This window comes from Streptomyces sp. NPDC026246 (assembly GCF_055567995.1).
The window spans coordinates 45,306-70,413 of record NZ_JBVHPJ010000001.1 but is presented as its reverse complement, the minus strand read 5'-3'; the positions used below and the strand labels follow the sequence as shown (position 1 = coordinate 70,413).

23 protein-coding genes are annotated in these 25,108 nt (G+C 73.3%); 12 read left to right on the top strand and 11 right to left on the bottom strand.

Translation table 11 applies throughout. From position 1 onward, the window contains the following. Positions 1 to 7: 7 nt before the first annotated feature. From ACZ4M5_RS00310 to ACZ4M5_RS00300, 3 genes are all read right to left on the bottom strand, one after another. Positions 8 to 1,201, bottom strand: coding sequence for a damage-control phosphatase ARMT1 family protein (locus ACZ4M5_RS00310; RefSeq protein ID WP_467731473.1), 1,194 nt, complete (start codon positions 1,199 to 1,201; stop codon positions 8 to 10). Between the two features lie 40 nt (positions 1,202 to 1,241). Further along, a complete protein-coding gene (locus tag ACZ4M5_RS00305; protein ID WP_467731471.1) occupies positions 1,242 to 1,889 on the bottom strand; it encodes a ScbR family autoregulator-binding transcription factor in 648 nt (215 codons plus the stop codon). Between the two features lie 399 nt (positions 1,890 to 2,288). Then, positions 2,289 to 4,088: a S8 family peptidase gene (locus ACZ4M5_RS00300; RefSeq protein WP_467731469.1), complete on the bottom strand. Its 1,800-nt coding sequence runs from the start codon at positions 4,086 to 4,088 to the stop codon at positions 2,289 to 2,291. Positions 4,089 to 4,445: 357 nt separating this feature from the next. Between ACZ4M5_RS00300 and ACZ4M5_RS00295 the strand changes: the two genes are divergently transcribed. Continuing rightward, positions 4,446 to 5,405 (top strand): lytic polysaccharide monooxygenase, encoded by a 960-nt coding sequence (locus ACZ4M5_RS00295; RefSeq protein ID WP_467731467.1) that lies wholly within the window; start codon positions 4,446 to 4,448, stop codon positions 5,403 to 5,405. A gap of 18 nt (positions 5,406 to 5,423) precedes the next feature. Here the strand turns inward: ACZ4M5_RS00295 and ACZ4M5_RS00290 are convergent, their stop codons facing one another. Continuing rightward, positions 5,424 to 6,065 carry a Tat pathway signal sequence domain protein gene (locus ACZ4M5_RS00290; protein WP_467731465.1) on the bottom strand — a complete coding sequence of 214 codons (642 nt, stop codon included), beginning with the start codon at positions 6,063 to 6,065 and terminating at the stop codon, positions 5,424 to 5,426. Positions 6,066 to 6,699: 634 nt separating this feature from the next. On the opposite strand from ACZ4M5_RS00290, the gene ACZ4M5_RS00285 reads away from it, so the two are divergent. The 7 genes from ACZ4M5_RS00285 (at position 6,700) to ACZ4M5_RS00255 (ending at position 13,158) form a co-directional block, all read left to right on the top strand. After that, complete coding sequence (locus ACZ4M5_RS00285; protein WP_398109686.1) at positions 6,700 to 7,368, top strand: DUF6230 family protein; 669 nt, start codon at positions 6,700 to 6,702, stop codon at positions 7,366 to 7,368. Beyond that, a complete protein-coding gene (locus ACZ4M5_RS00280) occupies positions 7,368 to 7,820 on the top strand; it encodes a DUF6114 domain-containing protein (RefSeq protein WP_467731462.1) in 453 nt (150 codons plus the stop codon). The genes ACZ4M5_RS00285 and ACZ4M5_RS00280 overlap by 1 nt, the downstream gene beginning before the upstream one ends. Positions 7,821 to 8,120: 300 nt before the next feature. After that, positions 8,121 to 9,122, top strand: coding sequence for a substrate-binding domain-containing protein (locus ACZ4M5_RS00275; RefSeq protein WP_467731460.1), 1,002 nt, complete (start codon positions 8,121 to 8,123; stop codon positions 9,120 to 9,122). A 181-nt stretch (positions 9,123 to 9,303) separates the two neighbouring features. Continuing rightward, positions 9,304 to 11,769 carry a sensor histidine kinase gene (locus tag ACZ4M5_RS00270; RefSeq protein ID WP_467731458.1) on the top strand — a complete coding sequence of 822 codons (2,466 nt, stop codon included), beginning with the start codon at positions 9,304 to 9,306 and terminating at the stop codon, positions 11,767 to 11,769. Positions 11,770 to 11,797: 28 nt separating this feature from the next. Further along, positions 11,798 to 12,229 (top strand): roadblock/LC7 domain-containing protein, encoded by a 432-nt coding sequence (locus tag ACZ4M5_RS00265; RefSeq protein ID WP_467731456.1) that lies wholly within the window; start codon positions 11,798 to 11,800, stop codon positions 12,227 to 12,229. Between the two features lies 1 nt (position 12,230). Next, positions 12,231 to 12,590 (top strand): DUF742 domain-containing protein, encoded by a 360-nt coding sequence (locus ACZ4M5_RS00260; protein ID WP_369195264.1) that lies wholly within the window; start codon positions 12,231 to 12,233, stop codon positions 12,588 to 12,590. Then, positions 12,577 to 13,158 (top strand): GTP-binding protein, encoded by a 582-nt coding sequence (locus ACZ4M5_RS00255; protein WP_467731453.1) that lies wholly within the window; start codon positions 12,577 to 12,579, stop codon positions 13,156 to 13,158. Before ACZ4M5_RS00260 ends, ACZ4M5_RS00255 begins: the two co-directional genes overlap by 14 nt. Before the next feature lie 107 nt (positions 13,159 to 13,265). Here the strand turns inward: ACZ4M5_RS00255 and ACZ4M5_RS00250 are convergent, their stop codons facing one another. From ACZ4M5_RS00250 to ACZ4M5_RS00225, 6 genes are all read right to left on the bottom strand, one after another. Then, the gene (locus tag ACZ4M5_RS00250) at positions 13,266 to 14,219 is read right to left on the bottom strand and encodes an ABC transporter substrate-binding protein (protein WP_467731451.1); all 954 of its coding nucleotides are present in this window, start codon (positions 14,217 to 14,219) and stop codon (positions 13,266 to 13,268) included. A gap of 78 nt (positions 14,220 to 14,297) precedes the next feature. Further along, a complete protein-coding gene (locus tag ACZ4M5_RS00245; RefSeq protein ID WP_467731449.1) occupies positions 14,298 to 14,963 on the bottom strand; it encodes an ABC transporter permease in 666 nt (221 codons plus the stop codon). Further along, on the bottom strand, positions 14,960 to 15,664 hold the full coding sequence (locus ACZ4M5_RS00240) for an ABC transporter permease (protein WP_467731447.1): 705 nt from the start codon (positions 15,662 to 15,664) through the stop codon (positions 14,960 to 14,962). Before ACZ4M5_RS00240 ends, ACZ4M5_RS00245 begins: the two co-directional genes overlap by 4 nt. Beyond that, positions 15,661 to 16,776, bottom strand: coding sequence for an ABC transporter ATP-binding protein (locus ACZ4M5_RS00235; RefSeq protein ID WP_467731445.1), 1,116 nt, complete (start codon positions 16,774 to 16,776; stop codon positions 15,661 to 15,663). The genes ACZ4M5_RS00240 and ACZ4M5_RS00235 overlap by 4 nt, the downstream gene beginning before the upstream one ends. An 83-nt stretch (positions 16,777 to 16,859) precedes the next feature. Continuing rightward, on the bottom strand, positions 16,860 to 18,317 hold the full coding sequence (locus ACZ4M5_RS00230) for a sensor histidine kinase (protein ID WP_467731443.1): 1,458 nt from the start codon (positions 18,315 to 18,317) through the stop codon (positions 16,860 to 16,862). Then, positions 18,314 to 19,012, bottom strand: a complete 699-nt coding sequence (locus ACZ4M5_RS00225) for a response regulator transcription factor (RefSeq protein WP_369195271.1) — start codon at positions 19,010 to 19,012, stop codon at positions 18,314 to 18,316. The genes ACZ4M5_RS00230 and ACZ4M5_RS00225 overlap by 4 nt, the downstream gene beginning before the upstream one ends. A gap of 206 nt (positions 19,013 to 19,218) precedes the next feature. On the opposite strand from ACZ4M5_RS00225, the gene ACZ4M5_RS00220 reads away from it, so the two are divergent. Genes ACZ4M5_RS00220 through ACZ4M5_RS00205 form a run of 4 tightly spaced genes read left to right on the top strand, consistent with a single transcriptional unit; the run spans position 19,219 to position 24,684 of the window. Beyond that, positions 19,219 to 20,505 (top strand): ferredoxin reductase family protein, encoded by a 1,287-nt coding sequence (locus tag ACZ4M5_RS00220; RefSeq protein ID WP_467732806.1) that lies wholly within the window; start codon positions 19,219 to 19,221, stop codon positions 20,503 to 20,505. 13 nt (positions 20,506 to 20,518) lie between these two features. Continuing rightward, positions 20,519 to 20,923 carry an FMN-binding protein gene (locus ACZ4M5_RS00215; protein WP_467731440.1) on the top strand — a complete coding sequence of 135 codons (405 nt, stop codon included), beginning with the start codon at positions 20,519 to 20,521 and terminating at the stop codon, positions 20,921 to 20,923. A gap of 3 nt (positions 20,924 to 20,926) precedes the next feature. Beyond that, on the top strand, positions 20,927 to 21,739 hold the full coding sequence (locus tag ACZ4M5_RS00210; RefSeq protein ID WP_467731438.1) for an FAD:protein FMN transferase: 813 nt from the start codon (positions 20,927 to 20,929) through the stop codon (positions 21,737 to 21,739). A 35-nt stretch (positions 21,740 to 21,774) separates the two neighbouring features. Further along, on the top strand, positions 21,775 to 24,684 hold the full coding sequence (locus ACZ4M5_RS00205) for a type 1 periplasmic-binding domain-containing protein (protein ID WP_467731436.1): 2,910 nt from the start codon (positions 21,775 to 21,777) through the stop codon (positions 24,682 to 24,684). A 12-nt stretch (positions 24,685 to 24,696) separates the two neighbouring features. On the opposite strand, the gene msrB is transcribed toward ACZ4M5_RS00205, so the two are convergent. Further along, positions 24,697 to 25,104, bottom strand: a complete 408-nt coding sequence (msrB, locus tag ACZ4M5_RS00200; RefSeq protein WP_467731434.1) for a peptide-methionine (R)-S-oxide reductase MsrB — start codon at positions 25,102 to 25,104, stop codon at positions 24,697 to 24,699. Positions 25,105 to 25,108: the final 4 nt, after the last annotated feature.

Sequence of the window (25,108 nt, the reverse complement as noted above, 5' to 3'; positions counted from 1 at the left end):
CGGTTCGCTAGCCGGGGACACGCACCTGGATCAGGGCGTGGGTGCCGCCGGTGCGCCAGCGTGCGCCCTCCGTCGCGTCCAGCCGGGCCTCGGTGTCCGCGTCGAGGCCGGTGATCACGTCGGACTTCAGGGTGCGCAGCGCGGCGACCGGCCCGGGGAACCAGGCGGTGACGTCCGTGAAGGGCGTGGTCGCGGGCCAGAGCCGGTCGCCCACCAGGCGGCGGTAGTTGAGGTCGCCCTTGAACACCGTCAGCGTGGCGGAGGCGAATTCGGCGCGCAGGTCGCCGGGCATCCCCTCGTAGGGCAGCGGCGCGCAGGAGAACGGGTGGGCGCGCAGGACGAGTCGCCCGTCGGCGCGGGCGGACCACAGCTGCCGTCCGTACCGGGCGGCGGCTCCGCCGGCGCCGGTCAGGCGGCGCAGGGCGTCGACCACGTCGGCGGTGGTGGCGTCGGAGACGTAGTACGGGTGCGGCTTGACGTGCAGGACCGCCCGGTCAATGCCGCCGGTGGCCAGCAGGTGGGCCAGGAGCAGCAGGTCGGGGACGAGTTCGCGGCCGGCGTTGTCGGCGACCAGGCACAGGGTGCGAGGGCCCGGGGCGCTGTGGGCGTCGAGCAGCGACCGCAGCAGGTCGCCGTCGTCGGCGACGAGACCGGGCACGGCGTCCGTCTGCCGGGCGCCTTCCGCCGACATGCGGAAGCCGAGGTCGGCCCGGTTGCCCCAGAGGGAGCCGTGCAGCAGGGCGCGCCACCGCTCGTCGGCGGGGCGGGCGTCGAGTGCGTCGAGTGCGGACAGTTCCTCGTCGGTCTCGGCGGAGTCGAGTTCGGCCTGCTTGAACGGCCGGAAGGGGTCGATGCCCTGCCAGGGCCCGGGGCCGAAGTAGCCGACCGCCTGGAGCAGACGGCGGTAGAACCAGCTCTCCGACCACAGCCACGGCACCTCGAACCACGACCGGCCGGCGTACGCGCGCAGTCCCCAGTCCTCCCAGAGGGCGCGGTCGTGCGCGTCGGCGGGGAGGGCTTCGATCCGGCCCTCGGTGCAGTCGGCGAGCAGCTCGTCGAGCGCGCGGTGCTGCGCCGGTCCGTACGGGAAGGCCTCGCGGACCTGCCGGATGATCGCGGGGTGCCGCTCGGCCAGCACGCTGTGCGGGAAGGAGCCCGGCCGGTCGCCGAGGAGCACGGGTGGGCGGGAGGTGTCGGGCATGGGGCTCACCGTAACGCGCACGAGGTGTGCGCCGGGCCGGTCACACGGGCGCGATCTCCCGCTCCAGGCGGGCCGCGAGGCTCAGGTAGCGGGCGCGGCGGGTGACCGGGACCAGGCCGCGGATGAGTATGGTCCACATCTCGGCCGTGCGGCGGGGCTGGCGGGCGACGGGTTCCCGGGAGCGTCCCACCACGCGCGTGCCGACGAAGAAGCAGACCAGCGAGTGGGCGACGACGTCGATGTCGATGTCCGGGTGGACGTCGGACTCCTTGACCGCGCCGACGAGCCGGGCCGTGACGATGTCCAGCCACTCGGTGAACGGGTGGCTCAGCGGCGGGCGGGGGCGGATCCCTCCGGTGGCGAGCCGGAGTCCGGCGCGCAGCACGGGGTCGTCGACCGACTGGCGCGTGATGCCGAAGGTGAGGCGCATCAGCGCCTCCAGCGACGTGTGGCCGCGGTTCTCGGTCTCCGTCGCCAGATGCCGGGCGGTGAGCGACTGGCGTTCGAGGATCGCCTGGGCGAGGTCCTCCTTGGCCGCGAAGTGGAAGTACAAGGCGCCCTTGGTGACGCGGGCGTGCTCCACGATGTCGCTGAGGGAGGTCGATTCGTAGCCGCAGCGATCGAACAGGTCAGCGGCGGCCGTGATGATCGTCGAACGGGTCTGCTCGGCTCGCAACTGCCTCGCCATCGGCTGAACTCTCCCGGGACGGAAATGAACGGGTCATGCCGTTTGTTTTTACCCCCCGCACACGATAACTCACCCTCAGACGGCACTCATCGGGCAGGGGGGCTTGATTTCAGGGGCACTTCCGGCATAGCACGCCCGGCCGCCGACAGGAAACAGCGCATCCGGTTTCCGAGGAGCGGGTGTCCGAGGAGCGGGTGCCCTAGGAGCTGGTGCCCTAGGAGCTGGTGCGTCCGCGGGCAGACATGAAGGCGGGCCGGCCGGTGCCCCATCCGCACCGGCCGGCCCGCCCGCTCGTGGCCCCGCCTGTTGTGAGTTCCCGTCAGGGAAAATTCAAAGGACCCAGAAGAACCCAGAAGAATCCAGAAGGACTCAGAAGAACTCAGAAGGGATCAATAGGGATCAGAAGGTCAGCTTCCAGCCGTTGAGCGTGCCCGTGTCCTGCGCCGCGGTGTCCTGGACGCGCAGCTTCCAGGTGCCGTTGGCGACCTCGCTGGAGGCGTTCACCGTGTAGGTGGTGTTCACGTTGTCCGCGGAGTCGGACGCGGCGGACTTCAGGCGGTATGCCGTGCCGTCCGGGGCGACCAGGTCGATGACGAGGTCACCGCGGTAGGTGTGCGTGATGTCGACGCCGACCTGCAGGGCCGAGGGGGCGTTGCCGCTGCGGCCGGTGACGCTGATCGGGGACTCGATCGCGCCGCCGTTGTCCGGGATGGCGACGGCGGTGGTGCTGGAGTAGGTGGTGCCGGTGGACGTGCCGCCCTTGACGGCCTGGACCGTCTTCGCGGCGTCCGCGAGGCCGGCGCCGCAGCCGCCGGAGCAGGTGCCCGGCAGCGGACGGGCGTTGGCCTTGATGGCCGATTCAATCTGCGCCGGGGTGAGGGCGGAGTTGGCCGACTTCATCAGCGCGACGAGGCCCGCGATGTGCGGGGTGGCCATGCTGGTGCCCTGGTAGTAGGCGTAGTTCTCGGTCGACGGCGTCTTGGTGCCCGAGTTCAGCGTGGACAGAATGCCGTTGGCGGTGGTCGTCCGGGTCTCGCCGCCGGGGGCGGAGATGTCGACGATCGAGCCGTAGTTGGAGTACGAGGCCCTGCTGCCCGCGCGGTTGGTCGCGGCGACGGTGATGACGCCCGAGCAGTTCGCGGGGGAGGCGGTGGAGGCGTTCGTGTTCTCGTTGCCGGCGGCGACGACGACCGTGGTGCCGCGGCTCACCGCGCCGTTGATGGCGCTCTGGGTGGCGCTGGAGCAGGCGCCGCTCCCGCCGAGGCTCATGTTGATGACCTTGGCGACGTTGGTGTTGGCGGGGACGCCGGACACCGAACCGCCGGACGCCCAGGTGATGGCGTCGATGATGTCCGAGTCGTAGCCGCCGCACTTGCCGAGGACGCGCAACGGGGAGATCTTCGCGCCGTACGCGATGCCGGCGACGCCCTTGGAGTTGTTGGTGGCGGCGGCGATGGTGCCGGCCACGTGCGTGCCGTGCCAGGAGGAGGTGGAGGCCGGGACGCCGGCGCCGCACTCGCCCGCGTTGTACCAGTCGCCCGGGTCGGCCGGGTTGCTGTCGCGGCCGTTGCCGTCGACGGAGACGGCCGTGTCGGAGATGAAGTCGTAGCCGCCGACGATGTTCGCGGCCAGGTCGGAGTGCGTGACGTAGCCGGTGTCGATGACGGCGACGGTGACGCCGCTGCCGGTCGTGGTGTCCCAGGCGCCGGGGACGTTCATGCCAGCGGTGGACTCGAAGAGGTCCCACTGCTTGCCGTACTCGGTGTCGTTGGGGGTGACGGCCGTCGGCTTGTTCAGCCGGTCCGGCACCACGTAGGCGACCTGCGGGTCGGCCCGGTAGGCGGCCACGACGTCGGCGACGGACGACGTGGAGGGGGCGGTGCCCAGGTCGACGAGGGCGGCACCGGTGCCGAGGCGGCGGCGGAAGTCGACGTCCTCGCCGGTCTTCTCGGCCTTGGCGGCGGCGTCGGCCGCGGCCGCCTTGTCGGACGCCGCCTCACCGGCGCCGGACTTGTAGCCGACGATGAGGCGCTCGGCGGTGGTGCCCGGGGCGGCCTCCGTCTGGGCCGCGGGGACGGCGGCCGGGCGCGGGGCGGCCTCCTGGGCGACGGCGACCGAGGCGGGGGCGGCGGTCAGCAGGGCGACGGAGACGGCGGCGACGGATATCAGCTTCCGTCTGAGCTCTGGGGAGGTACGCACGGTCGTTGCCTTTCGTGGCCGGACTCCGGCGCGGCGGAGCGGCGGTGGGGTCGCTTCGTCCTCGAAGCGGAGGGGGGGTGGTTCGAAAAGCGAAGAGCGAGGCGATGGCCGGCCAGGCGCGGGTGGGGGGCGGACCCGTTCGGGGTTACCTGTGGGTCAGCTGTGGTCGAACGATAGGCAACGGGCAGGTCACCGGGATACGGGGGAAACCCTCGATCCGATCGCGAACCGACCCTCGGTGAAAGGCGATCGAGCGGGAATGGCCCGATTCGAACGGGTCGTGGCGAAGTGAACGCGGCGGCCCGGTTTCCCGTACTGCATGACCGACCCTGCGGCCCGCCGAGGAGAGAAGCGGACATGCTCGCTACGACCGTCCAGCGCACGGCGCTCGCCGCCGCCCTGACCACCCCGCTGCTGCTGCCGCTGTGGACGGCGGTGCCGGCCGCGGCGCACGGTGCGCCGACGGATCCGGTGAGCCGGGTGGTGGCCTGCTCCCCCGAGGGCGGTGCGCGGGCCGCCACGCCGGCGTGCCGGGCGGCGGTCGCCGCGAACGGCGGGCCGTTCACGGCCTGGGACAACCTGCGGGTGGCGAACGTGGCCGGACGGGACCGCGCGGTCGTCCCGGACGGGAAACTGTGCAGCGGCGGCCTGCCCGCCTACCGGGGGCTGGACCTTCCCCGCGCCGACTGGCCGTCGACCCGGGTGGCGCCCGGCGCGCGGCTCACCCTGCGGTACGCGTCGACGATCCCGCACGCCGGCACCTTCCGGATGTACCTGACGAGGCCCGGATTCGACCCTGCGCGCCCGCTCACCTGGTCCGACCTGCCGCAGAAACACTTCGCGCAGGTGACCGACCCCACGCTGACGGACGGCGCCTACCGCTTCACGGCGACCCTGCCGTCCGACCGGGTGGGACGGCACGTGCTGTACACGGTGTGGCAGAACAGCAGCACGCCGGACACCTACTACTCCTGCTCCGACGTGGTGTTCCCGGCGCGGCAGGCGAAGGCGCGCAAGGGCGACGAGCGCAGCGGCGGGGGCGAGGAGCCCGAGGCGGGGGTCAAGGCACCCGAGGCGAGGGACAAGGGGACGACCGCCCCGGCCACCGGGACGCCCGGGCCGGGCGGGAGCGCCGCCGAGAGGGCCGCCGGCGGCACCGCGGCACCGCGCTCACGGCCGCAGGATGCAGGGACCCCGCAGGCCGCCGCCTCCGCGCCCGGCTCGGGGCCGTCCTCGCGCACGCTCGCGGGCGGCGCCGCTGCGGTGCTGGTGCTCACCGGCGGCGCCGCCCTCGCCCTGCGCCTGCGACGGCGCTGAACGCGGTCGCAGGCGCGATCAGTTGACGGTGACCGCGGAGCCTCCCGTGGTCACCGGGGCGTACTTCGCGGTGAAGAAGGCGTTGGCGAAGCACAACGACGAGCCGGACACCTTGGTGAACTGCTGGTTGGTGAAGGCGATGCTGTGGTCGGCGTTGCTCGCGGTACCGGTCAGGGCGGGCGCCCGGTAGACGCAGGTGACGGTGCCGAGCAGGGTGCGCAGTTTGACGGTGGACTGGATGGTGGATCCGGCCGCCGGCGTCACGGAGAGGGTGCCGTCGGACGACACGCTCGCGGTGTAGGGCAGGTTGTCGACGGTGATGCCGCTGACGCCGAGCACGCCGACGACGTTGGCCGAACAGCCGCTGGTGGCGAAGGTGTGCGAGTTCAGCGCCTCGGTGGCGGTGCCGGGCGCGGCAGGGTTGTCGGTGACGGTCGCGGAGAACGCCGACGAAGTGCACGAGATGCCGCTGGTGCCGGTCGCGCTGGAGCGGAAGGTCGCGGCGGTGCCCTCGGCCAGGGACGCGTCGAGGACGGCGCCGACCTCGACGGCGGCGCCGTCGGCGGTGGTCAGCACCGGGGTGTCGGCGGCCGAGGCGGGGGCGGCCAGGCCCAGGGCGGCGACGGCGGCGGTGAGGGCGATCAGGGTGCGTGTGCGCATGCGGGTGTACCTCTTTCGCTGGCGTGGGGTGAAAGGGGGGTCGGGGAGGCCGGGGTGTCCGCCGTCGCCGGCCCGTCACGCCTTCTCCGTACGTGACGGGCCGGCGACGGCCGGCCGGGGGCGCCGGGGGCGCGGACGGGGGTCGGCCCTCCGGCCGGGCAGGGGGTGTCCGGTGCCACGGCCCGGGTGATACGGCCGTGCCGTACGAGGCGAACGCGGGCGTGGAAAGCCCGTTCGGACGTGCCGGGCGACGAGCTGCGGTGCGGTAGCAGCGGAGTCCGGAACGCGCGGACGGCGCCGCGCGGCGGATCCGGCGCCACGGATCCGGTGGGACGAGGGAAGTTGTAGACCTGGCTTCGAACCAACGTCAAGGCCGTGTAAGGGAGTTGTGCGCCAAGTGAGTCTTTCGGGGCGCGGCCGACTCACCTTCGGGACATCCCTCTCACTCCTTGTCCACACCTCCCTTGACCCTTCATGTAACCGCCGGTAACTTCCTGGTCGGCTACTGCGGCGTAACGGGAAAGCCCTTGCGACGGCCGGACGTTGCGAGGAGACGTGCGCACGCGGTCGGTGTCCGCGCCAGGACAGCGCGCCAACGACGTCCGATCCGCATCGACATGCACCTGGAGCAGACATGACCACCTCCTCCACCGAGCACCTCCCCGAGAGACCGGACGGCTCCGCCGCCCCGGGCGACGCCCCCGCGCGGCGCGGAAGGGTCCGGGCGCGCCGGGCCGCGGTGATGGCGGTGCCGGCCACCCTGGCCGCCGCGACCCTCGCCGTCCTCACCGCGCAGGGTGCGCTGGGTGTGCAGTTCGCCATCTCCGGCATGCCGTTCACCGTCACCGCGACCGAACTGAACGGCACCGGCTTCGCGCAGTTCGGCGGCCTGGACGAGATGGCCGAGGACAGCCCGAACGCGGGCGACACCGGCGGCCAGGTCCTGGTCATCACGTCCGTGATCAAGAACGCGACGCTCACCAAGCTGTGCCAGAGCGTCGACCTCGGCGGCACCAACCTGGTGATCAGGGCCGGCGGCGGCGCCCAGAAGGTCACCGCGAGCGATCTGACGACCGACTCGACGGAGCTGTCGGGCGACGCGGCCTTCAACAACATCGAGATCGGCAACGACGCCAGCACCCTGGACAAGGCGGGGCCGCAGGGCCGCGGCCCCAAGGGCGTGTTCAGCCAGCAGTCCGACACCGTGCACATCGCCAACCTGCGCCAGACCAACTACGCCACCACGGCAGGGGTGTTCAAGCTGCCCGGTCTGAAGCTGGGCTTCAGCGGGTCGGGCTGCTGATGCCGGGCGCCCCGCGCGACGGGCTCCGGCCCGCCTTCCGCCGGTGGCGGGCCGGCCGCCCGTTCTGGGGCGGGCTGCTGCTCGCCCTCGGCGGGGCCGAGATCCTGCTCACCCTCAAGGCCTCGCTGGACGTCGTCCTGCACGTCGGCATGCAGGGGCTGGCCGGTTACCTGCTGCCGGTGGTGATGCTGCTGTGCGGCGTGCTCGTGCTCGCCAACCCCGCCCAGCGGCTGTTCTACTCGGTCGTCGGCGTGCTGGTTTCGCTGGGCAGCTGGGTGACGTCCAATCTGGGCGGCTTCTTCGTGGGGCTGCTGCTGGGCGTCGTCGGCAGCTGCCTCACCTTCGGCTGGCTCCCCGACCAGGAACCCCGGATCAGCCGCCGCAGGCGCCGGAAGGAGGCCAGGGCCGCGAAGTCCGCCGTGACCGGGACGATCCCGGCGCAGCGGGCCTGACCGCCCCCGGGCACCGGTCTGCCCGGCGTGACACCGGCCCCACCACCCCGGCCCGGGAGACGGGCCGGGGCCGCGGCATGCCCGCGCTCGCCCCGGGGCCGGGGCGGCTGTTCGGCCGGTCGGACGGATCATCACGATGCGGCAGCATCAACTCACGGCTCGTGGCTGCTCACTTGACGACCAGTGGTCACACAGGGTTGGCTCCGGCCAGCGAGAGTCGTCCGGCCGGTGTCCACCCCGCTGCCCCCGTGCGCACTCTCCACCTGCTCTTGCTCGGCCGCACAGCGAGGTCCGCCCCTCATGAACACTCCTCCCCCGCCGCACACCCCGGCCAGGCACGCCCGGGCCGCGGCCCTGGCGTCCGTCGTGTGCCTGCTGCTGTCGGCCTGTTCGGCCCTGGGCGACGACGGGAACGGTACGGACCCGGCGGGAGCCGGGGGCGGGATGCGGGTGGCCCTGGTCACCCACGGCGGGGAGGGCGACGCCTTCTGGGACCTGGTGCGCAAGGGCGCCGAGGCGGCGGCCGCCAAGGACGGCATCGACCTCACCTACGCCGGGGACGCCGATCCGGCCGCCCAGGCCGGGCTGGTGCGCGACGCCGTACGCGACAAGGTCGACGGCATCGCCGTGACCCTGGCCAAACCCGCGGCGATGCGCGGCCCGGTCGCGCAGGCGAAGGCCGCGGGCATCCCCGTCGTCGGGCTCAACTCCGGTATCGACGCCTGGCGTCCGGCGGGGCTCCTGGAGTACTTCGGCCAGGACGAGTCGGTCGCGGGCCGGGCCGTGGGCGACAAGCTGGACGGCCTCGACGCCGAGCACGCCCTGTGCGTCGTGCACGAGCGGGGCAACGTCGCGCTGGAGGCCCGCTGCGCCGGTGTGAAGAAGACGTTCGGCGGCGAGACCGACAACCTGTACGTGGACGGCACCGACCGGGACGCCGTGACCGCCGCGATCGCCGCCCGGCTGCGGCAGGACCCCGGCATCGACCAAGTCGTCACCAACGGCGCCCAGTACGCGCTGGGCGCGGTCGAGGCCACGCGGCAGGCGCGCAGCCGGGCGAAGGTGGCCACCTTCGACCTCGACAAGGACCTCGTCAAGGCCGTCCGCAGCGGCGAGGTGCAGTTCGCCGTCGACCAGCAGCCGTATCTGCAGGGCTACCTCGCGGTGGACGCGCTGTGGCTGTACCGCACCAACGGCAACGTCAGCGGCGGCGGCACGGCTCCGGTCCTCACGGGCCCGGCCTTCGTGACGAAGTCCAACGTGTCGGCCGTGGCACGGTTCGCCGCTGCCGGGACCCGGTGACCGGACGCCTCCGTGGCGCCCGGGTTCCGCTCGCGCGGGGTCCGTGCGCCCGCCCGGGCGGATAGCATCCTGCGCATCCCGCCCACGGTGCCCGGAACACCACCGCGCCCCGCCCTCCACCCTCCGCCCTCCGCCCTTCCCGACCATTCCCCCGCCTCCCGCTGATCGCCCTAGGACGACGATGTCTCGACGGACAGGTGCCCGGCGCCACCTCGGCTCCATACGCATCTCCCTGGTGCTCCTGGCCCTGGTGCCGAGCGTCACCCTCGCCGCGATGTGGGGCGTGACCACCATCCAGATGTTCTCGGAGGGGCTCACGCTGCGCGAGCAGACGGAGCTGAGCCGGTCGACCGGCGCCATGGGCACCCACGCGACCCTGGCACTGCAGCGGGAGCGCAGCCTGTCGGCCGCCTGGCTGGCGTCGCCGAAGGGTTCCCGGGCCGCCCTGGAGGCACAGCGCGAGGAGACCGACGAGGCGGTGGGCCGGCTGGTCGCGCAGGCGGACGCCATCGGTGAGGCGCCCGCCCGCATCTCGGAGCGGCTGTACTCGGTGCTGGGCTCGGTCGGCAGCCTCGAGTACTACCGGGACCAGGTGGACGACCCCAGCGACATCACCCCCCAGCAGGCGCTGGACCAGTACTCCTCGATCGTCGACGACCAGATCCACGCCTTCCAGGCGCTGTCCCAGGTGGACGACGGCGACCTCACCTCGCAGGCCGGGCCGCTGGTGGGGCTGGAGCACGCGGCGGAGCTGGTGTCGCGGGAGGACGCGCAGCTGACCCTGGCGTGGCCGTCCGGGCACATGGACGACGAGGCGTGGACCCGGTTCACCGAGCTGGTCCACACCCGCCGCTGGCTGGTGCAGGACCAGGTGCTGCCGCAGCTGACCGGCAGCGCCAAGGCGCAGACGGAGCGGATCATGGCGGGGCCGCAGTGGCGGGCCCTGGAGTCGGTCGAGGACCGCGTGCTGGCGGCCCGCGGCTCCTCCGCCGCGCGCGACCGGATCGCCCTGCCCGACGAGCGGCAGCGGTGGGACGCCGCCATGGACCGGCTGCGCGAGCAGTACGCGTCCCTCATCGAGCAGCAGACGACGGGCCTGCTCCAGCGCAGCGCCGACCGGGCGGACGCGCTGCTGCTCAAGGCCGCGCTGCTCAGCGCCGGCGGGCTGATCGCGCTGCTGCTGTGCGTCGGCATGTCCTGGCGGATCACCCGCTCGCTGTCGCGGCGGCTGCGCGGCCTGCGCCGGGCCGCCGTCAGCCTCGCGCAGGAGCGGCTGCCCGACGTGGTCGCCCGGCTGGAGCGGGGCGAGACGGTGGACGCCGAGTCGGCGACACCTCCGCTGGACTACGGCAACGACGAACTCGGCCAGGTGGCGCAGGCGTTCAACACCGCCCAGCGCACGGCCGTGCACACGGCGGTCGAACTGGCCGACACGCGGCGGGGCTTCCAGAAGGTCATCCTGGGCATCGCCCGGCAGAGCCAGAACCTGGTCAACCTGCAGCTGAGCAAGCTCGACACCCTGGAACGCCGGCACACCGACCCCGAGATCCTCCAGGGCCTGTACGAACTGGACTCCACGGCCAGCCAGTTGCGCCGCTACGAGGAGAACCTCGTCATCGTCAGCGGTGAACGGCCCGGCCGCAGCTGGACCGAGCCGGTGGCGCTGATCGACATCCTGCGCAGCGCGATCGGCGAGGTCGCCGAGTACCAGCGGGTGGAGGTGCACACCGAGGAGGAGGTGTGCGTGGCGCCGCCCGCGGTGGCCGACGTCATCCACCTGCTGGCCGAGCTCATCGACAACGCGACCGCCTACTCCCCCGCCCCGAGCCCGGTCACGGTCCGGGCCGCCATGGTGGCCAAGGGCCTGGCCGTGGAGGTCGAGGACCGCGGTCTCGGCATGTCGGAGGAGGACTACGCCTCCTTCAACGAACAGCTGGCGGCGCCCCCGCAGTTCGACGTCGTCGCGCTCGCCGACGACCTGCGCCTGGGCATGTTCGTCATCGCCCAGCTGGCCCACCGGCACGGCATCACCGTCACCCTGCGCTCGTCGCCGTACGGCGGGACCACGGGCATCGTGCTGGTACCGCACGAGATCGTGGTGCGCGAGGCGGCCGGCGACGACGCGCCCGTGGCCGGGCGGGCCGGGAGCGCGGCCGGTGCGCAGGACCCGGCGGACCGGCCCGGCGCCGACGGCCCGGGCGACGCCCCCGCGGACGACGAGACCCCCCTGGCCGGCGGCGGGACGGACGGGGAGCGGCCCGCCGCGGCGCGGAAGGCCGACCGCCCCGCCGGTCCCGCACGGACGCGGGAGCCCCGGCCCCTCGTCACGGCCCGCACGGCCCCGTCCGTCGCGTCCGCCGCCCGCGCGGTCGTCCCCCGCACCGACGGCCTCGCACCGCTGCCCCGCCGCGTGCCCCAGACCAGTCTGGTGGAGGAGCTGCGCGAGGACGCCGCGCCCGCACCCGGGGACGGCTCACCCGACGACTTCACCGCCGAGGCGGCCGCCTCCTCCCTGGCCGGCTTCCAGCGCGGCACCCTGCGCGCCCGGGACGGCGGCGACGAGCCGCCGTCCGCCGGGGAGGCCGCCGCGCCACCCCGGCAGGCCGCCCCCGGCCCCGCTCCCTCGACTCCGCCCGCCGACCGCTGACCGCTGACCGCTGACGAAGGACACCGCAATGACAGGCCCCATCCCCGCCACGCACACCCAGCTCGACCAGCTGCTGACCGGACTCGTGGAGCGGGTCGCCGACGTGAACCAGGCCGTGGTGCTCTCCGAGGACGGCCTGGTGGTGAGCAAGTCCACCGGATTTCTGCGCGACGACGCCGAACGGCTCGCGGCGACCGCGTCGGGGCTGATGAGCCTCAGCAAGGGCGTCAGCATGGACTTCCGGGGCGGCCCGGTGCGCCAAGCGCTGATCGAGATGGCCAACAGCTACCTGATCCTGACCTCCGCCGGGCCCGGCGCCCACCTGGTGGTCCTGACGGGCCCCGGCGCCGACGTGGGCGTGGTGGCCTACCAGATGAACATGCTGGTGAAGAAGATCGGCGAGCACCTCAGTGCGGCACCGCGCGGCACGGCCGGGCCCGCGACCGATCCCGGCGTGTGAGGTGGGCGAGGGCGATCCGGCGGGCCGGCTGGTCAGACCGTTCACCCTGACCGGTGGCCGGACGCGGCCCAGCCGCGGCGACTTCACGCTCATCTCGACGGTCACCGCGGTCGATCCCCCGCCGGCCGCGGCGGTCCGCTGTCAGCCCGAGCATCTGCGGATCCTCCGGCTGTGCGCCGAGCCGGTCGCCGTGGCCGAGATCGCGGCCCGGCTGGACCTGCCGGTGAGCGTGGTCGTGATCCTGCTCTGCGACCTGCTGGAGGCGGGCCGGATCACCGTCCGCCCGCCGCGGCTCGTCACCCGCACCACACCGGACCTGGACCTGCTGCAGAAAGTGAGGGACGGCCTTGGCCGGCTCTGACGACGTCACCGACGCCTCCGCACCCGACACGGTCAAGATCCTCATCGCCGGGGGCTTCGGCGTCGGCAAGACGACCCTGGTCGGATCGGTCAGCGAGATCGCCCCGCTGCGCACCGAGGAACCCCTGACCATGGCCGGTCTCGGGGTCGACGACCTGGACGGCATCGAGGAGAAACGGGCCACCACGGTGGCCCTGGACTTCGGCCGCATCACCCTCAGCCGGGACCTGGTGCTGTACCTGTTCGGCACACCGGGCCAGCAGCGCTTCTGGTTCATGTGGAACGACCTGGCCCTCGGCGCGCTCGGCGCCGTGGTGCTGGTCGACGTCCGCCGCCCGGAGTCGAGTTTCGCCGCGATCGACTTCTTCGAACGCCGGGGCATCCCGTTCGTCGTCGCCGTCAACGGCTTCTACGGCGAACACCCCTATCCGCCCGAGGACATCCGGGAGGCCCTCGCGGTGCCGGAGCACGTGCAGGTGCTGCTGTGCGACGCGCGGGACAGGGAGTCGTGCCGGGACGTGCTGATCGCCCTGATCGACCAGCTGATCGCGTCGGCGGTGCGGGCCTGAGCGGTCTCGCGCGGGGACCCGCCCCGCAACGGGCGGGACCCGGGCGGCCTTCGCCACCCGGGTCCCCCTGTCCGGCCCGTCAGATCCGGTCCTTCGGCTCAGACCCGTCAGCTCAGACCCGCCGACTTCAGCCACGCCTTCGCGACGTCGAGCGGGTCCTTCTTCTCCAGCTGGACCTGGGCGTCGAGGTCCCGGAGCGTCTCGGTGTCCAGCTTCGCGGAGACCGCGTCGAGCACGTCGGCGCCCTCCTTCGGCAGTCCGCTCCGGTTGACCAGCGGGGTCACGTTCGCGAAGCCGAAGAGGTTCTCCGGGTCCTTCAGGACGACGAACTTCTCCTTCACGATGGCCGGGTCCGTGGTGAAGACGTCGGCCGCCTGGACGGTGTTGCGGGTCAGCGCCGCCTGGGTGAGCGGGCCGCCCGCGTCGAGCGCCTTGAAGGACTTGAACTCCAGCCCGTACACCGACTTCAGGCCCTTCAGGCCCTGGTGCCGGGTCTGGAACTCGGGCGAGCCGCCGATCACCAGGTCGGGGGCCGCGTCCTTGAGGTCGGCGAGGGTGGAGGAGGAGGTCAGCTTGTACTTCTTCGCCGTCTCGGCGTTGACGGTGACCGAGTCCTTGTCCTCGGCCGGCGAGGACTTCAGCAGCGTCAGCTTCTTGTCCAGCTTGGCCTTGACGGCCTCGTTCACGGCGTCCGCGGACTTCTGCCCGGCCTTGGGGTCGAGGTAGGCGAGCAGGGAGCCGTTGTACTCGGGGAGCACGGTGACGGAGCCGTTCTTCATCAGCCCGTAGGTGGTCTCGCGGCTGCCGATGTTGTGCTTGTAGGCGACCTCGATGCCCTTGGCCTTGAGCGCCTCGCCGTAGATGTCGGCGAGCAGGGTGGACTCGGCGAAGTTGTTGGAGCCGACGACGACGGTGCCCTTCTCGGCCTTCTCGCCCGCCAGGGGGTCGTCGGAGGTGTCACCGGACGAACAGCCGGCGAGCAGTGCCGCCGCGGCGAGCGCGACGGCCGCCGCACCGGTGTTCCTCGTCCTGGACCAGCTGTTGTGCACGGTGGAAGTCATCCGTCGATCCAATCCAGCGGCCTCACGATCAGTCAAGGTCGTCCTCGTCACGGTTTTCCCACGGATCCGGTGGGGATCTCAGCGTCTGCGCACACCGGGCGACACGGCCAGGCGGCCCGCCGCCCAGAAGACCGCCAGCGTGACGAGGGCCAGGACGGCGACCAGCGTGGCGCCGCCGACCACCTTCTCGTAGTCGCGCTGGTAGAGCCCGTCGACGATGTAGCGGCCGAGGCCGCCGAGGCTGACGTACGCGGCGATGGTGGCGGTGGAGACGATCTGGATGGCCGCGGAGCGCAGGCCGCTCAGGATCAGCGGCAGGGCGACGGGCAGTTCGACCTGGAACAGGATCCGCGACTCCCGCATGCCCATCCCGCGGGCGGCGTCCACCGGGGACGGGTCGACGGTGCGCACCGCCTCGTAGGTGGTCACCAGGATCGGCGGGACGGCCAGCACGACCAGCGGGATCATCACCGGCAGCAGACCGAAGCCCATCACGATGACGATGAGCACCAGCAGGCCGAAGCTGGGCAGCGCGCGGGCCGCGGTGGCGATGAGGGCCAGGGCGTTGCCGCCGCGCCCGGTGTGCCCGGTCAGCAGCCCGACGGGCAGGCCGATGGCGGCGGCGAGGGCGAGGGCGAGCAGCGAGTACTGGACGTGTTCGAGCAGGCGCTGAGGGATGCCGTCGTAGCCCTGCCAGTGGGCGCTGTCGCCGAAGAAGGCCTGGACGAAGGTGAGGACGTTCACCGGGCGGCCTCCTGCGCCGCCGGGGCCGCCCCGCGGGTGCCGGCCGCACGGCGGTCGCGCCGGGCGTTCGGCATCCAGGGGGTGAGCAGGACGCGCAGCAGGACCAGCAGCGCGTCGCACAGGATCGCCAGGACGGCCGTGGTGAGCACGGAGTTGACGGCCAGCTCGGGGCGGTCGTACTTCTGCGCGTCGGCGAGCAGGTTGCCGAGGGCGCCCTGGTTGCCGATGAGGGTGCCCACGCTGACCAGGGAGATGCTGGAGACGGTGGCGACCCGGAGCCCGGCGACGAGGGCGGGCACGGCGATCGGCAACTGCACCTGCAGGTAGCGGCGTACGGGCCCGAAGCCCATGGCGGTGGCGGCGGCCAGGGTCTCCGGCGGGACCGAGCGGACCCCGTCGACGATGGCCGGGACGAGCACCACGAGGCTGTAGACGGCCAGCGGGATCATCACGGTCAGTTCGGTCTGGCCGGTGTAGTCGATGAGGACGACGAAGAAGGCCAGGGACGGCACCGCGTAGAGGACGGTGGTGACGCCGAGGACGGGCGGGTACAGCCAACGGAAGCGGACGCAGAGCTGGGCGAGCGGCAGGGCCAGCAGCAGACCGGCCAGGACCGGCAGCAGGGCCTCGCGCAGGTGCAGCCCGACCAGCCCGAGCCAGCTGTGCTGGAGGTCGCTGGGGATGTCGAAGAAGCCGTTCACGAGGCGACCTCGGCCACGTCGGCGGCGTGGGCGCTGCGGATGGCCTCGCCGATGGTCTGCTGGGAGACCACCCCGGTCACGCGGCCGGTGCCGTCCACGGCGACGGCGTGGCCGGCCGGGGAGAGCACCGCGCAGTCGAGGGCGACCCGCAGCGAGTCGGCGCCGGGCACGAAGGGCCGTCCGGGCGGGACGAGCCGGTCGGTCCGGATGTCACCGGCCGTCAGGTCACGCCGCTCGCCCCAGCCGAGGGGGCGGCCGTCGGCGTCGGTGACCAGGAGCCAGGGGGCGTCGGGGGCGGTGATCTGCGCGGCGGTGGCGTCGAGCGGGATCACCGGGCCGGTGCTCAGCGGGAGGTGCGCGGACGGGAAGAACGACAGGCGCCGGATGCCGCGGTCGGCGCCGAGGAAGTCCTCGACGAAGCTGTCGGCGGGGCTGGACAGCAGCTCGGCGGGCGGCGCGTACTGGGCGAGGCGGCCGCCCTCGCGCAGCACGGCGACCGTCGTGCCGAGTTTGATCGCCTCGTCGATGTCGTGGGTGACGAAGACGATGGTCTTGCCCAACTCGTCCTGGATGCGCAGCAGTTCGTCCTGAAGCCCCTTGCGGACCACCGGGTCGACGGCTGAGAACGGCTCGTCCATCAGCAGGACGGGCGGGTCGGCGGCCAGCGCCCGGGCCACGCCGACGCGCTGCTGCTGACCGCCGGAGAGCTGGTAGGGGTACCGCCCGGCGAGGGCGGGGTCGAGGCCCACGCGCTCCATGAGTTCACCGGCCCGCGCCCGGGCCTTCTGCTTGCCCCAGCCGAGCATGCGCGGCACGGTCGCGATGTTGTCGGCGATCGTGCGGTGCTGGAAGAGACCGGCGTTCTGGATGACGTACCCCATGGACCGGCGCAGGGCGGTGACGGGGCGGCGCTGGATGTCCTCGCCGTCGAGGAGGATCGTTCCCTCGCTCGGTTCGACCATCCTGTTGATCATGCGCAGGGTGGTGGTCTTGCCGCAGCCCGACGGCCCCACGAGGACGGTGATCGAGCGGTCGGGTATCTCCAGGGACAGGCGGTCGACGGCCACCGTGCCGTCGGGGTACCGCTTGGTGACTGATTCCATCCGTATCAAGACGCCGGGGCCCTTCGGGTTGGCGGACGCTGCTGGCCGTGGTCGTGCGGGCTGTTGTCCGGTGCGAGTCTAGAGGGCGCACGTCACGGGGTTGCGGGGGCCGCTTCCCGCACCGGCAGGCGGACGGTGAAGACGGTCGCCCCCGGTTCGCTCGTGACCTCGATCCGGCCGCCGTGGGCGCGGACCAGGGAGCGGGCGACCGCGAGGCCGAGTCCGCTGCCGCCGCGGTCGCGGCTGCGGGCCCTGTCGACGCGGTAGAAGCGGTCGAAGACCCGGGCCCGGTCCTGCGGCGGGATGCCCGGGCCGGTGTCGGCGACCCGTACCTCGGCCGCGCCGGGCACGGGGAGCACCTGCACCGACACCCGCGTCCCGGCCGGGGTGTGCACGGCGGCATTGGTCAGCAGGTTGTCCAGCACCTGGCGGATGCGCAGCGGGTCCATCCGCAGCCGTACCGGCCCCGGCCCCGCCGACACGGTCAGGGGGTGGTCGGGCCGGCCCGCGCGGAAGGCCTCGGCGGCCTGGCCGACCAGGTCGGTCAGGTCGGCGTCCTCCAGGCGCAGGGGCGTGTCCACCTCGGCCGCGTCCAGCCGGGCGAGCAGCAGCAGGTCGTCGAGGAGGACGCCCATGCGGGCCGCCTCGGCGCGCAGGCGGGCCAGGTGCCGGTCGCGTTCGGCGGGGGCGTTGGCGGCCGCGTACTGGAAGAGGTCGGCGTAGCCGCGCACCGACATCAGCGGGGTGCGCAGTTCGTGCGAGGCGTCGGCGACGAACCGGCGCAGCCGCTGCTCGGCCTCGGCGCGCACGGCGAGGGAGGAGTCGATGTGCTCCAGCATCGTGTTGAAGGCGGTGCGCAGTTCGTCCACCTCGGGTCCGCCGTCGCGGCCGTCGGCGCGCAGCGGCAGCCGGGCCGCCGACTCGGTCAGGTCGTGCGAGGCGATGCCGTGCGCGGTGGTCGCCATGTCGCTGAGCGGCTTCAGGCCGCGGCGCAGCATGCGGCGGCCGAAGACGACCAGGGCGAGCAGCGCGAGGGCGAAGGTGACGACCTGGATGGTGATCAGCTGCCCGACGGTGTCCTGGATCTCGTCCATGGGGGCGGCGCTGACCAGGACGACGCCGGGCTCGACCTCGCAGGCGCGCAGCCGGTAGGTGCCGGCGCCCTTCAGGTGCTCGGTGCGCAGCAGTTCGGTGTGGGCGGCGGTCTGCGCCGAGGCCAGCGCGGTGAAGTCGTCGACGTCCTGCGGCAGGTCGACCGGGTCCTCGGGCCGCCGCAGCTCGGGCCTGCCGTCCGACACGTCGTACACGGCGTAGAACCAGCTGTAGTACTTCTTGCCGGAGAGGGTGCCGTAGTCGGCGATGCTCTTGGACTGGGCGAGCTGTGCCTGGGCGAGCTGGGTGTCGAGCTGGGCCGACAGGTAGTCGCGCATGTACGTGGTCAGGGCCGTGCCGACGACGGCGAAGACGACCAGGGACAGGGCGCCCAGGCCCAGGGCCAGCCGGGTGCCCAGGCGCATCCTGCGGTAGGTCCGCCTCAGCCGGGCGATCACTCGGCGGCCTGGCGCAGCACGTATCCGAAGCCCCGCACGGTGTGGATCAGCGGGGCGGCGCCGTCGCCGGACTCGTCGAGCTTGCGGCGCAGCCGGCTGACGACCAGTTCGACGACGTTGGAGCGGCCGCCGAAGCCGTACTCCCAGACGTGGTCGAGGATCTGCGCCTTGGTGAGCACGGTGGGGGACTTGCGCAGCAGGTAGCGCAGCACCTCGTACTCGGTCGGGGTCAGCGACAGCAGCCTCGCGCCGCGCCGCACCTCGCGGGTGTCCTCGTCCATCGTCAGGTCGCCGACACGCAGCACGGACCGCTGGAAGGACGGCCCGGCGCTGCGCCGCAGCACGGTCCGCAGCCGGGCCATCAGCTCCTCCACCGCGAACGGCTTCACGAGGTAGTCGTCGCCGCCCCGGGTCAGGCCCGCGACCCGGTCGGCGACGCCGTCGCGGGCGGTGAGGAACACCACCGGCACCATCGTGCCGGAGGCCCGCAGCCGGTCCAGGACACCGAAGCCGTCCACGCCGGGCAGCATCAGGTCGAGCACCACGATGTCCGGGTGGAAGTCGGCGGCCCGCCGCAGCGCGTCCTCGCCGGTGTACGCGGTGACCGCCTCCCAGCCCTCGTAGCGGGCGACGGTCGCGACGAGGTCGGCGATCGGCGGGTCGTCGTCGACGACGAGCAGTCGTACTTTCTCCACGCCCCCATACTGCGGCACGGTTCCGGGACCGCCACGGCCGCCCGGCCCCTCCCCCGGGATCGATAACCACTTGAAAGTCCGGCGACAGCTTCCCGACAGCTCCCCCGCGCCAAGCTCGGTGTACCCAGGACCCGATCAAGGAGCTGCCGACGGTGACCACCCTCCGACACCCTCCTGTGGCGGCCCGGCCGGGGGTGCGCCCCCGCGTGGTGGGACGCGCCGGCCTGTACGCGGTGCTGCTGGCCAACGCCGTCGCGGTGGCCGTGTTCTTCGTGCAGGCCGGTTTCGCCTCGAACGCGCTGCTCGTGCTGGGCCGGCTGACCGGCCTGTACGCGTCCCTGCTCATGGCGTTCCAGCTGCTGCTGGTGGCCCGGCTGCCCTGGTTCGACCGGCGGATCGGCATGGACCGGCTGACGTCCTGGCACCGGTGGACGGGCTTCTCGGTGCTGTGGCTGCTGCTGTCGCACGCGGTGTTCGTCGTCTTCGGCTACGCACGGTCCTCGTCGCTGGACCCGGTGAACCAGCTGGTGGACCTCGCGGAGACGGTCGAGGGCGTGCTGCGCGCGATCGTCGCCCTCGCGCTCCTCCTGGTCGTCGGGACCCTCTCGGCCCGCTTCGCCCGGCGCCGACTGGCCTACGAGACCTGGCACTTCGTCCACCTGTACACCTATGTGGCGGTGGTGCTGGCCTTCACGCACCAGGTCGCGGCGGGGACGACGTTCGCCTCGTCCCCGGCGGCGACGGCGTACTGGTACGTCCTGTGGGGCGCGGCGCTGGCCTCGGTGTGCGCCGGCCGCCTGGTGCTGCCGCTGCGGCGCAACCTGCGGCACCGGCTGCGCGTGACGGCCGTCGTCCCCGAGAACGACGACGTGGTGTCCGTCCACGTCACCGGCCGTGATCTGGACCGGCTGCCCGCGCGGGCCGGGCAGTTCTTCCTGTGGCGCTTCCTGACGCGGGACCGCTGGTGGCAGGCGAACCCGTTCTCCCTGTCCGCCGCACCGGACGGCCGCACCCTCCGGCTGACCGTGAAGCGGGCCGGTCCGGGCAGCGCGGCCCTGCGGCATCTCCGGCCGGGCACACGGGTCTTCGCCGAGGGGCCCTACGGCGCGTTCACCGCCCTGCACCGCACCCGCCCGGACGTGGTGCTGATCGCCGGGGGCGTGGGGGTGACGCCGATCCGGGCGCTGCTGGAGGAGCTGGACGGTCACGCGGTGGTGATCTACCGGGTCGCCACGGACCGGGAGGCGGTCCTGCGCGGCGAGCTGAGCGAGCTGGCACGGGCCAGGGGCGCCGAGCTGCACGTGGTGACCGGACCGCCGGTGCCCGACCGGCTGGCGCCCGGGGAACTGGCCCGGCTGGCGCCGGACATCGCCGGCCGGGACGTCTACCTGTGCGGCCCGCCGCCGATGATGACCGCGGTGCTCGGCTCCCTGCGTGCCCTGGGCGTGCCCCGGCCGCAGATCCACTTCGAACGCTTCAGCCTGGCCGGATGACGAGGAGACCGTCGTGAAACGAGCCGTACCCGTCCTCGTCCTCAGCGTCGCGGGCCTGATCCCGGTCTGGCGCTACGCCCCGTCGCCGGGCACCGGCTCGCCGCCGGCCGCCGCCCCGGCCCCGGCGTCCACGCCCTCGGTGTCCTCGCCGGGCGGCGCGGCCACGGTCGTCGCCGGTCCCACGGTGGACACCGAGAAGGGGCCGGTGCAGGTCGAGGTGGCCTTCGAGGGCGACCGGATCGCCTCGGTGCGGATGCTGCGGCAGCCGGACCACCCGCAGACCACGGCCGCGGTGCCGCGGCTGATCGAGGAGACGCTGCGGGAGCAGAGCGCCGACGTCGACACGGTGTCCGGTGCGACGGTCACCAGCGACGGCTACCGGGAGTCCCTCCAGGCCGCCCTCGACGCGCGGGACTGAGCCGTGCGGCGCGTGGAGCACGTCATGGGGTTCCCGGTGTCGGTCCGCGTCGACGACCCGGGGTTCCCGGCAGGTCCGGTGGAGGAGCTGTTCGCGTGGCTGCGCGAGACGGACGCGCGGTTCAGCCCGTTCCGGCCGGACAGCGAGGTGTCCCGGCTGGACCGGGGCGAACTGCCCGTCGTCGGCCCGGCGTTGCGGGAGGTGCTGGACCTGTGCGAGGAGTACCGGCTGGCCACCGGGGGCGCCTTCGACGCCCGGCTGCCGGGGCGGGGTCTCGACCCGTGCGCCGTGGTGAAGGGCTGGTCGGTGCAGCGCGGCGCGGAACTGCTGCGCACCGCCGGCGCCCGCCGCTTCTGCCTCAACGCGGGCGGTGACGTCGTCGTCGGCGGCGGCCCCTGGCGCGTCGGCGTGCGCCATCCCGAGGACGCCGGCGCGCTCTGCGCGGTCGTCGGCCTCACCGACGGGGCGGTCGCGACCTCGGCACGCTACGAACGCGGGGACCACATCCTCGACGGGCGCACCGGACGTCCGGCGACCGGACTGCTCTCCGTGACCGTCGTGGCCCCGACCCTGACGGAGGCCGACGCGGTGGCGACGGCGGCGTTCGCGCTCGGGGACGAGGGCGCGCGGTGGGCGGCGTCCCGGGAGCAGTGCGAGGTGTTCGCGGTCGAGGAGGGCGGGCGGGTGCTGCGCAGCCCGGGCTTCCCGGTGGCGGAGGCCGGGGTGCCGGTCCGAGGTCCGCGCGACGGGCCGCGGCCGGCCCGGGGAAACCGGAGTCGGCCCGTCACCCACTCGCACCCCACCCGCAGCGGTTAACCTCGTAACTCACCGAAGGTGAACGGGGGTTGCCCATGGTGAACAGCGACCGCACGCCGCCGGTCTGTCCCGGGGGGCACGACGGGACGCCGGACACCGGTGCCGGCGTCCACCTCCAGAACCAGCTCGAGATCCTCATCCAGGACTTCCGCACGAGCACCGAGCCGCCCATGCCGGTCTTCGTCGTCCACGCGCAGGACGGCGCCGACGACGAGGCGGTGGCCGCGCTGGTGCGGCAGCTGCATACGGGCCAGGGGGCGCACGGCACGCGCTGCGCGGTCGCGCAGGACGCCTACGAGGCCGGCACGGAGGTGCGCCGGGCCGCGGCGATGGTGCGCGCGCTGAGCGACCCGAAGAAGTGGGGCGGCCCGAAGTCGGTCTACCGGCGCTACGCCTTCCCGCGGCTGCGGCTGGTGCACGCCGTCGAGGACGCGGTCACCGCGCTCGGCGACCAGTGGCCGGCGCCCGCCCCGGACAGCCCGGGGGCCGGCCAGGACCAGCGGCAGCTGCTGCTCGACCAGCTGGCCGAGCAGCGCTGGCGGCCGCGGAACACGGCGCGCTGGCGCTCGGGCCTGCCGCTGTTCGACATGGCGCACATCCTCCCGGCCAGCCTGGTCACGGTGCTCGCCGCGCTCCTGGCGCGCAGCGAGTGGTACGTCGCCGTCGGTGCCGGTCTGGTGTTCCTGCTGCTGCTGACCGTCCTCAACTACGTGCTGCCCGGCCGGGCGCCGATCTTCCTGTGGCTGCGCCGGGAGAGCCGCTGGTTCATGACGACGACCTTCCTCAGGGCGGCGGACCAGGACCAGCCCACCGAGGCCTCGCTGCTGCGCCCGGTGCGCTCCTGGAAGGCGATCGCCGCCCGGGCCCACGGCGTGGCCGAGGCGCTGAAGTCGGGCGGCGACTTCCACCTCCAGCTGTGCGTGCTGGCGCTGCGGGAGGACCTGCGCGACAACCACCGCAGGTGGAGCTGGGACCTGCGCGGCTTCAAGCGGCCGCGTCCGCCGGTGCTGTTCCTGCCGCGGGCGGACGACCGCAACGGCGGCATCGAACTGATCCGCGCGATCAGCGACGTGCGCAGCAGGCGCAGTGAGCTGGACCCGTTGCTCGTGGTCGCCGCCGTGCGCGCGGACGACGTGCCCCTGCTGGAGCGCAGCGTGGTGCGGACGCCGCCCGCGCCGGCCGCCGAGCCGCCCAAGTTCGGTGACCGGCTGCGCACCTGGTACCGGGAGTGGGCGCACAATCTGCGGGCCGAGCAGTCGCCCAGCCGGGAGCGGTCCGTGCTGCCCTGGGTGATGAAGATCCCGCTGCCGCACGACCAGCTCGGCCCCGTCGAGGAGGGCCGCCCCCACCGGCGGGCCTCGGCCCGGCCGACGTTCGCCCGGCTGGTGTGGGCGCTGCACACCCTGGTCCTGGTCGTCGCCCTGCTGACCGCGGGCACCGTGATGCGGGCCGACGCCCTGCACGACCGGTACTGCTCGGCGTCGGTGCTGACCGCCAACCGGGACACCAGACGCGCTCAGACCCCCGGCGGGTCCACCGAGTGCATCGGCATCGCCACGGGCGGCGTCCGCTTCGCCGACTGGCTGCCCGCCCCCGTCTCCGGGGACGACGACGCCGCCCTCACCGCGGGCGGCGGCCGCCCGTGGACGGTGGCCGAACTGGAGGACCGCATAGCCCGGCAGAACGCCGGTGTGCCGGCCCGCCACGGCGGCGCGTACGTCACCGTCGTCTACGCCGGGCCGCTCAGCGCCGACACCGACTCGGGGTCCTCGCTCGTGAAGGGCGCCGAGGAACTGGCCGGGGTGTACCTGGCGCAGGCGGTGGTGAACGAGAACTCCAGCGTCAAGCTGCGGGTGCTGATCGCCAACGGCGGGGTGGACCTGGGCCACCAGGAGGAGATGGCCGAGGCGATCGCCGCGTACGCCGCGCACGACCCCACCGTGGTGGGGGTGGTGGGCACCGGCCGGGACCTGAAGTCCAGCCGGGCGACGACGCGGATCCTGATGCGGGCCGGGCTCCCGGTGGTCTCCGGCACCAACTCCGCGACGTATCTGCCGCGCGAGTTCGCCAACTGGTTCAGCCTGGCCGCCACCGACGAGTGGCAGACCCGCCAACTCGGCCTGATAGCAGCACAGTTGCGCACTCCGGACCGACGGCAGTACGCCCTGGTCCTCGCCCGGGACACGACCCGCACCGACGACCTGTACACCGACGAGCAGGCCCGCTACGGCCGGCGCATGCTCCAGCGGCAGGGCTTCACCCTGCACCCCGAGCGCCGCTACGAGCTCAGCGGCGGCAAGCCGGAACTGCGCTCCCACGCACAGGAGATCTGCCGGAGCGGCCGGGTGCCGTCGGTCATCTACTTCGCGGGCCGGGTGGAGGACGTCGACCCGCTGATGACGCAGCTGGGCACGGAGCCGGGCTGCGCGGGCAAGCCGCTGGCGATCCTGACCGGCGACGACCTGTCCAAGGCGGACTTCGCGGGCGGCGGCCAGTCCGTGGCGCCGGACGTCACGCTGTACCACGCGGCCCTGGCCGAACTGGAGAGGGCCGCCACCAGGACGGCCTTCTACCTGGACGCGGCCGAGCACCTGCCCGGCCTGCGCGGCCACCGGCTGCGCCACGACAGTCCCGCCCTGGCCAGCGGCCAGACCGCCCTCGCCCACGACGCGACCCGCGCCCTGTTCTGGGCGGCCACCCGCGGCGACCGGCCGCAGAGCCGCGCCTCGACCTGGGTGAACCTGCGCAGCGTCAAGATCGAGGGCATGGCGACCGGCACCATCGACTTCACCGGCGCCGCGCTGTACGGCGACCGCACCGGGCACAGCATCGTCCTCAAGGCGGTGCGCCGCGCCCACGACGGCACCACCGACACCGTCGTGCTGTGCCGGCGCACCGCCGGGGACACCCGGCGCCTCACGCAGCGGGAGTGCCGGCTGCGGTGAGGCGCCCCCGGCTCAGCCCTCCTGAGGCTCCAGCCGCAGCGCGATGCTGTTGATGCAGTACCGCTGGTCGGTGGGCGTGGGGTACCCCTCGCCCTCGAAGACGTGCCCGAGGTGCGAGCCGCACCGTGCGCACCGCACCTCGGTGCGCACCATGCCGTGCGAGCGGTCCTCGATCAGTTCCACCGCGTCGGTGTCCTTCGGGTCGAAGAAGGACGGCCAGCCGCAGTGCGACTCGAACTTGGTGTCCGAGGTGAACAGCTCCGCGCCGCACGCGCGGCAGGAGTAGACGCCCCGGGTCTTGGTGTCGGTGTACTCACCGGTGAAGGCGGGCTCGGTGGCCGCCTGCCGCAGTACCGCGTACTCGCCCGGGGACAGTTCCGCGCGCCACTGCTCGTCCGGCTTCTGAACGTCGTACGGCATGAGC